Genomic DNA, 7,511 nt, shown 5'->3' on the forward strand with positions numbered 1-7,511 from the left:
CCCACAGGTAGCCATGAACGAGTCCATCCCGAACGGATCCAGCATCCGTCGCCGCAACGGCGGCGACCTCGTCGTCGAATCCCTGGAGGCCCTCGGCGCCTCCACCGTCTTCGGCATCCCCGGGCAGCACGCCCTGGGGCTGTTCGACGCGCTCAGGCACAGCAGCCTGCGTTTCGTCTCCAGCCGAGTCGAGAACAACGCCGCCTTCGCGGCCGACGGGCATGCCCGTATCACCGGAGTGGTCACCCCGCTGCTGCTGTCGACCGGACCCGGCGCTCTCACGGCACTGGCAGGCCTGCAAGAGGCCATGGCGGCCTCGGCGCCGGTGCTCGTGATCAGTAGTCAGATTCCCTCCGCGGGACTCGGCGGCGCCCGGCGCGGCTTTCTGCACGAGCTGCCCGATCAACAGGCCATCGCGCGGGGAGTGGTCAAGTCCACCCGGATCGCGCGTACCGCCTCGCAGATCCCCTCGGCGATAGCCCAGGCATGGCAGGAGGCGGCAACCGCCCCCACCGGCCCGGTCTGGGTCGAAGTGCCGCAGGACATCCTCCTGGCGCCGGTCACCGTTCCGCCGGTCGACAACCTGACGGCACCGGCGCTGCCCGTGCGCCCGCGCGCCGAGGTCATCACGGAAGCGGCCCGCATCCTGGACGCGGCCGACCGCCCGGCGATCCTGGCGGGCGGAGGCGTGGTCCGTGCACAGGGTCAACAGGCCTTGCTGGACCTGGCAGAACGACTACAGGCCCCGGTGGCGACCACGTTCGGCGGGAAGGGAGCCTTCCCCTGGAACCACCCCCTGTCCCTGCAGTCCTGGCTGGAGGACCGCCACCTCACCGAATTCCTGGAGAACGCCGACGCCCTGCTCGTGGCCGGCACCGGCCTGGGTGAACTCTCCAGCAACTACCACACCTTCGCCCCCAAGGGCCGCCTCATCCAGATCGAGGCCGACCTGGGCAAGCTGGAGTCCAACCACCCCGCACTCGGTATCCACGCCGACGCGCGCACCGCCCTGGAACACCTCGGCACGGCCGTAGCCCCACGCGGCCGGCACGCCCAGCCCCAGGACGCGGTCGCCGACGTGCTGGCGCGCATCGGCGCACGCATCCGAAGCCAGGATCTCCGGTTCGAGGAGCAGGTCCTGGCCGCCGTACGCGAAGCCCTGCCCGATGACACCCCCAGCTTCTGGGACATGACCATCCTCGGCTACTGGGCCTGGTCCGCCTTCGACCCGCGCGGCGGCGCCTTCCAATCGGCGCAAGGCGCCGGCGGTCTCGGCTACGGACTGCCCGCCGCCATCGGCGCGGCCGCCGCTCTCGACGGCGCACCCGTCCTCGCCGTCAGCGGCGACGGCGGCGCCATGTACTCGCTGGCCGAACTCGCCACCATCCGCCAGCACAACCTGCCCGTGACCTGGCTGATCATCGACGACGGCGGCTACGGCATCCTCCGCGCATATATGGCCGACGCCTTCGGCCAGGCCACAGCCACCGAACTGGCGCGCCCGGACTTCGAGGTCCTGGCGCAGTCATTCGCCATCCCCGCGGTCACCACCACCCCCAAGCGCCTTGAGGCCGACCTCGCCAAGGCCCTCGCCTCCGGGCAGCCGCACGTCGTCGTACTCCCGGCCCGGCTGCGCATGTTCGCCCCCACCCACCTGGAGCCCGCATGACCGCCGTGCCCCAGCACGTCATGAGCGCGACGCGTTCCGCCTGACCCGACAGCCCCGGCCGCCGCGCGTTCCGGCCCCGCAACCGTTCCTCACCCCTCTGGGAGACACCATGTCCTACACGACCATCACCACAGCGGCAGCCCCCACGCCGGGCGGCGCCTACAGCCAGGGACGCCGCATCGGCCCCTTCCTGCAGGTCTGCGGCCAGCTGCCCACCGATCCGTCGACCGGAACAATGCTGGCAGCCGACGTGGCCGACCAGACCCGACGCGTGCTCGAACAGGTACACGCTGTCCTCGCGGCGGACGGTGCCGACTGGCAGGACGTCCTGATGGTTCGCGTCTTCCTGGCCGAAGACGACGACTTCGAGGCGATGGACGACGCCTACCGCAGCGTCCTGCCGACGCCGTACCCACCGCGCGCCACCGTCACCGCGGGCCTGGCGCCCGGCGCGCTCGTCGAGATCGACGTACTGGCCGTCCGAACCTGACGAAACCCAGGAGGACGTGTCCGAGCGGTTGTGAAGCAGGAAATGGAGCGGACGGCGCCGCTCGGTCGAACGTGCCGGTCGTCCGGTACCCGGGTACTACGCGCGCGGCCGTACATCGGCACGCCGGTACCTGGGTGCGTCGAAGATCGCCACTAGCTTGAACTTCGGTCGGAGCAAGGCGAGTTGACGGTGCGTTGTGGTTCCGCGGCCATGGTCGGCCGCCTCTCCGGCATGCGCTCGGCTCATCGATCGTACGGAGGTTTGGCCATGTCCCGGACAGCAATCCCGGCCCCTGGGCCCACGCGGTCCGCAAGCGCGGGCAAGGGGGAGGGGGACAAGTGACGGACAGGAGGATCCGGCGCCGCAGCCTGCTGCTCGCCGGAATGGCGATGGCCGCCGGGGTCGCGACCCAACGGCCGGACAGGGCGACGGCGGCCACCGCCGACGACACCGCCACGACCGGCGGCGACCAGAGCTACGACGATCAGTCTTACGACGACATCTACGACGCGTTCCTGTTCGGGTACGCCCTCGTCGCCAACGAGATCGGACTGCTCCCCAGGACCAATGTCACCCGGGCCGGCTACGACGGGGCTCCGGTCAACCAGCTCAAGCTCGCCAAGAGCCTGGAGGACGACGGGCTGACCAACGGGCCCAACATGGAGACCGTCTACGCCTCCGCCGTGCTCGACCTCTCCGGCGAACCGGTCATCGTCAGCAAACCGGGGGTGGATCCCGACCGCTACTTCGGCCTGCTGGTCACCAGTTCCCGGGGAGCGGTCATGCAGCCGCTCGGCACCCAGGGGCTCGGCGGACAGGGCGCCACCGCCTACGGGCTGGTGGGACCCCACTGCACCACGAAGCTCCCCAAGGGCGTGCAGAAGGTCACCGTCACCAGCGACCTCGCCTTCCTGATGATCCGGATACGGCAGTTCTCCGACGTGGAGAACGACTACGCGACCGTCGACGCCCTGCAGAAGCAGATCGACATCCGCCCGCTCTCCGCTTACGGGGACACGGACTACGTCCCTCCGGCCGGCACCGTCGACCCGAGCCTGGACTACAACGTGTACACGGAGAAGGCCGGCCTCACCGTCGTCGAGTTCTTCGCGCGGTACAACCGGCTCTCGGCCGAGAATCCGCCGGAAGACGCGTACGCGGACCTCGCCGCGTGTTTCGAGAAGTACGGCATCGGCCCCGGCCTGACGTTCACCCTCGACGGTTTCGACCCCGACCTCGCCGACCGACTGAACGCCGTCCCGCACGACTTCGAGAGCGACTTCCCCGAGTACTACGCGAAGTACTCGTACACCGAGGACGGCTGGGCCACCGTCGACGGCGACGCCCTGGCGGTCGGCGGCGACTACCACGTGCGCGACGCCTATTACTACTACCAGCCCCCCAGCGTGAACCCGCCCGCGGTGTTCAAGGGCTACGGCACCCAGGTGGACTCGGACGGCAACGCGCTGGACGGCTCCCACACCTACCGGATCCGCTTCCAGAAGGACGCGTTCCCGCCGTTCAGGGAAGGCGGCTTCTGGACGCTCATCGCGTACTACGGCGTGCAGATGGACGTGCCGGTCAACCCGATCGGCCGCTACAAGATCAACGACCGGTCGGCGCTGGCGGCCAACGCGGACGGCACCACCGACGTCTACCTCCAGCCCGACGCACCGACCACCACACCCGAGAGCAACTGGCTGCCGACGGCGGCCGGCGCGTTCATGTACGTCATGCGCGTCTACTGCCCGCAGGACAGCGCGCTGAACGGTGACTGGCAGGCGCCGCGCCTGGAGAAGATGCCCACGGCTGTCTGAGCGGATCGGCAGGTCGGCAGGTCGGTGGATGAGTGGCCGTAGTACTCAAGTACTACGGCCACTGCCGTTATTCGGTCCGTTTGTGCCGCTGATGCGGCTCGGAGCGCTCCTAGCGTGATTTTCGGGCCCGGCGATCAGACCGGCCCTCTTCCAAGGACCGGGAGTACTCCGTGGCCACGTTCCTGTACCGGCTGGGCCGGCTCGCCTTCCGGCGACGCCGGCTGGTCACCTTGTTGTGGATCGTCGTAGTGGCGGGCCTCGGGCTCGGCGCCGTGAAGACGTCGGGCAGCGCTAGCGACAGCTTCACGATCCCCGGCAGCCAGTCGCAGCGGGCACTGGACCTGCTGGGGAAGGAGTTCCCGCAGGCGTCGGCGTCCGGGGCGAGCGCGCGCATCGTCTTCGAGACGGCGGACGGGAAGAAGCTGACCGCCGGCAGCGCCAAGAAGGAGGTCGAGAGCCTTGTCGGCGAGCTGAAGACGGCTCCGCAGGTGGCGAGCGTCTCGGACCCGTACCTCTCCGGCGCGGTCAGCGAGGACGGCACCATCGCCTACACGCAGGTGACCCTCAGCGTCGCGCAGGCCGACGTCAGCGGGGCGGCCAAGGACGCCCTGCACAAGGTCGCCGAGGAAGGCGGCAAGGCGGGGCTCACCGTCAGCATGGGCGGCAACGCCGTCAAGGAGAAGGCCGAGAGCGGTGCCTCCGAGCTGATCGGGCTCGCGGTCGCGGCGGTCGCGCTGGTCATCACCTTCGGGTCGCTGGCCGCCGCCGGACTGCCGCTGCTGACCGCGGTCTTCGGTGTCGCCATGGCGATGCTCTCGATCACCATCGCCACCCACCTGTGGAACCTCAGCTCCTCCGCCCCGACCCTCGCCCTGATGCTGGGCCTGGCGGTCGCCATCGACTACGCGCTGTTCATCGTCTCCCGGTACCGCAACGAGCTGAAGGAGGGCCACGCCCCCGAGGAGGCCGTGGGGCGGGCCCTGGGCACCGCCGGATCCGCGGTCGTGTTCGCCGGTCTCACCGTGATCATCGCGCTGGCCGGGCTCAGCGTCATCGGCATCCGGATGATGACCGACATCGGTCTGTCGGCGGCCTTCGCGGTGGCGCTCGCGGTGCTCATCGCGCTGACCCTGCTCCCGGCGATGCTCGGCTTCGCCGGGACGCGGATCTTCGAGGGCAGGCTCAAGACCCGGCGGATGAGGCGGCTGGAGCACGGCCACGGCCTGCCGATGGGCGTGCGCTGGGCGAAGTTCGTCACCCGCAACCCCGTGAAGATGCTCGCCGTGTCCGTCGTAGGCCTGCTGGCCCTGGCCGTTCCCGCGCTGTCGCTGGAGACGGCGATGCCCGACGACTCCGTCGCCGCCCCCGGCAGCAGCGCACGCATCGCCTACGACACCGTGACCAAGGGCTTCGGCGCCGGCTACAACGGTCCGCTGACCGTGGTCGTCGACGCCCGCGACAGCGACGGCGCGAAGAGCGCGGCCACCGACGCCGTCACCCTGCTCAAGAAGATGGACGACGTCGCCTCCGTCAGCCCGGCCCAGTTCAACGCCTCCGGGGACGTGGCGCTGATCCGGGTCGTGCCGGACAGCTCCCCGAACAGCCAGGCGACGATCGACCTGGTCTCGAACATCCGCGACCAGGGTGCCTCGTACCAGGGCGACACCGGCGCGGCGATGATGGTCACCGGTCTGACCGCGCTGAACATCGACGTCTCCGCCAAGCTCTCCGACGCCCTCGTGCCCTACCTCGCCGTGGTCGTGGGCCTGGCCCTGGTGCTCCTGCTGCTGGTCTTCCGCTCGCTGCTGGTGCCGCTCAAGGCCGCCCTCGGCTTCCTGCTCAGCCTCGCCGCCACGCTCGGTGTCGTGGTCGCGGTCTTCCAGTGGGGCTGGTTCGCGAGCGCCCTCGGTGTCGACCAGACCTCGCCGATCGTGAGCGTGCTGCCGATCTTCCTGGTCGGCGTGGTGTTCGGCCTCGCCATGGACTACGAGGTCTTCCTGGTCACCCGGATGCGTGAGGCGTACGTCCACGGGGCCGAGCCCACCGAGGCGGTCGTCGCCGGCTTCCGGCACAGCGCCCGGGTGGTCACGGCCGCGGCCGTCATCATGATCTCCGTGTTCGGCGGCTTCCTGCTCGACGACGTCGCCCTGATCAAGTCGATCGGCCTGGGCCTCGCCTCCGCCGTCCTGTTCGACGCCTTCGTGGTCCGCATGACCCTGGTACCGGCCGTGATGACCCTGCTCGGCCGCCGCGCCTGGGCGCTGCCGACGTGGCTCGACCGGTACCTGCCCAACGTGGACGTCGAGGGGGAGAAGCTCCAGCACGACCTGGCCGAGCAGCGGGACACCGACGCCGAAGACGCCGTACCGCAGGAGCCGCAGGAGTCACACGAGCCGCACGAACCGCTGGCGCCCGCGTCGCCCGGCCGAAGCTGAGCCGACGGCCGTACGATCCGGTCCAGGGACGGGCCACCCCTGATCGGCCTCGATCGGCCGTGATCGGTTCCGGTCAGCCCGGACCGGACCGGACCTCGGCCGACACCCCCGACCCCGCCCGCCGGTCCCCAACTCCCCCGAAGGGAACGGCGGGCGGTCCTCCTGCACCATGGAGACGCACGTCATGACCTCACCGCCGCCAGCGCCGCCGACGACGGAGTCGGCCGTCGATCCCGCGACCCTGCTGGGCGACTCCGAGCACCGCATGATCGTCCGGCTCCTTTCCTGGTCGGCGCGGGTGAACCGGGCCGACCAGGCGCACCCGAGGGTCAGGCGCTGGGGGCTGCCGGTCCTGCTGGCCATATTCGGACTCCCGGCGCTGGCGAAGGCCATCGGCGGTTCCGGGCCGGGCGTCCCCGTGGTGGTGGCGCTGGTGCTCGGACTCACCGTCCCCCTGCTGTGGCGGGAGCGCCGGCCCATGCCGGTCTTCGCGGTCGTCGCGGCGGTGTCCGTGGCGGACATGGCCACCGGCGTCATGACGGGCTCCAACGCCAGCCGGCTCGTGGCCCTGTACAACGTGGCCCGGCTGGGAACCCCGGTCGAACTGGCCGTCGCCCTCGCGGTCAGCCTCCCCGAGGCGGTCGTGACCGGCCTGATCCTCTCCTCGTACGGGCCCACCGCCTATCTCACCCAGGTGCCGGCCATGGTGACCGTGCTGGTCGTCGGCACGCTGGCCGCGGTCGGGCTGGGGCTGGCCGGCCGGATCGTCCGCGCCTACGTCGCCGCCCTTGAGGACCGTGCCGTCCGCCTGGAGACGGAACGTGACCAGCGGGCGCGGCTCGCCGTGGCCGACGAACGGGCCCGGGTCGCCCGGGAGATGCACGACATCCTCGGCCACACCCTGTCCGTGATGGTGGGGCTCGCCGACGGCGCCGCCGGGCTCGCCGAGACCTCGCCCAGACGGGGCGCCGAGACCCTGCGCATCATCGCCGACAGCGGGCGCGGCGCCCTCGCCGAACTGCGTCGTCTGCTCGCGGTCGTCCGCGCGGACGCCCCCCAGGCCACGACGCAGGGCCCCCGCGCCCCCCCCCCCCCCCCGG

At 70.8% G+C, this 7,511-nt stretch carries 5 protein-coding genes; all 5 read left to right on the forward strand.

Going from position 1 to position 7,511, the window contains the following annotated elements; translation table 11 throughout:
* Nucleotides 1-13 precede the first annotated feature (13 nt).
* Nucleotides 14-1,669: a thiamine pyrophosphate-binding protein gene (locus AB0D85_RS40020; protein WP_362331884.1), complete on the forward strand. Its 1,656-nt coding sequence runs from the start codon at nucleotides 14-16 to the stop codon at nucleotides 1,667-1,669.
* A 109-nt stretch (nucleotides 1,670-1,778) separates the two neighbouring features.
* Nucleotides 1,779-2,159, forward strand: coding sequence for a Rid family hydrolase (locus tag AB0D85_RS40025; protein WP_362331887.1), 381 nt, complete (start codon nucleotides 1,779-1,781; stop codon nucleotides 2,157-2,159).
* Nucleotides 2,160-2,497: 338 nt separating this feature from the next.
* Entirely contained in the window at nucleotides 2,498-3,976 is a 1,479-nt protein-coding gene (locus AB0D85_RS40030) for a DUF1214 domain-containing protein (RefSeq protein ID WP_362331890.1), read from the forward strand.
* 170 nt (nucleotides 3,977-4,146) lie between these two features.
* Entirely contained in the window at nucleotides 4,147-6,411 is a 2,265-nt protein-coding gene (locus tag AB0D85_RS40035; RefSeq protein WP_362331893.1) for an MMPL family transporter, read from the forward strand.
* 184 nt (nucleotides 6,412-6,595) lie between these two features.
* Nucleotides 6,596-7,511, forward strand: a 916-nt coding sequence (locus tag AB0D85_RS40040) for a histidine kinase dimerization/phosphoacceptor domain-containing protein (RefSeq protein WP_362331896.1), incomplete at its 3' end; no start/stop codon positions are given.

This window comes from Streptomyces sp. NPDC048277 (assembly GCF_040652235.1).
Classification (GTDB): Bacteria; Actinomycetota; Actinomycetes; order Streptomycetales; family Streptomycetaceae; genus Streptomyces.